The following is a 1141-nucleotide window of genomic DNA, read 5'->3' on the forward strand; positions in this document are numbered from 1 at the left end:
CGCCAACGTAATCTAAAATCTTTCGCATTTTTCCAAATTAATGACCATATTCCTCGTTCAAAAAAGCGTTTTAACCATCTGTTTTTTTAAGTTCAATACACTGAATAGAACCAATTGAGTGGATAATCCCTAATCCTTCTTTTGCGATTTGCCAATAGCATGCATTAATATTTTTAGTGACGTTATTATGTTTTTTATTAATAGCATCCAGCATTTCTAATATTTTCATGTAATTATGAATTGTTCTAACATGAATAGTATCATTAGGTGTCGTATGAGAAACTGATCCAGAATGAATAAAATAATTATAATAGCGCTCATTAATATATTTAACGCGCTGAGCTGTTAATAATACCTCCGTCGTCCACGGGATATCTTGATGATGTAAGCCCGGTTCAAAATAATAACCATGAGCAAGTAAAAACTCACGTCGATAAATATTTAACCAAGTTACATGTAAGAATTTTTTAGAGTTTAATGCCATTTTTAACCATTGCGGCCCCGTTAAAACCCCTGTTGTCTGTAAGCGATTCGATGGAAATATCGGTCGTGAAGGACGACCATCTGCATAGACATAATTGCCATTGCAAGTCGCAATGTCTAAATCATCAGCAAGCGCGATTTCGAGTAGGCGAGGATACATGTTTGCATCAATACTATCGTCAATATCAGGAAAAGCGACATACCTTCCACGCGCCACATTAAAGCCTGTATTACGAGCAACAGAAACACCTAGGTTTTCCTGTGTCAAAATAGTGACATCGGGGAATTTATCTTTCCATTCATAAAGTAATTTTAATGAATTATCCTTAGAGCCATCATCAACAAGAATAAGTTCCCAATTTTGTAGTTTCTGCATTCGTAAATAACTGAAAAATTGTGATAAAAACTGCTCGCCATTGTAAATAGCCACCACAATACTTAATTGAGGTACAGAAGAAGACATAACCAACCTTTTATTCTCTTTAAGATATAGTTTTTCTCTAGATATACCGTTTAAGAATAGGAAAGAGACCAACCTGAATAGGTTGTTATTTTTTGCTTTTTCTTCCGTTATAAATTAAGAGAAAAAAGTAACTTTTCTGCCAATTCAAAAGTAAAAAATCATTATCGTTAAAGAATTAGTATAGTTAACTTCTGG

The 1141-nt window shown here is 33.7% G+C and carries 1 pseudogene; it reads right to left on the reverse strand.

Annotated elements, in window-relative coordinates:
* Positions 1 to 946 (reverse strand): annotated as a pseudogene (locus tag BHE89_RS17970) (glycosyltransferase); the annotation flags it as partial.
* Positions 947 to 1141 lie beyond the last annotated feature (195 nt).

Origin of the sequence: Shigella sp. FC1967 (assembly GCF_001743005.1) — a bacterium.
In the GTDB taxonomy this organism is placed as follows: Bacteria; Pseudomonadota; Gammaproteobacteria; order Enterobacterales; family Enterobacteriaceae; genus Proteus.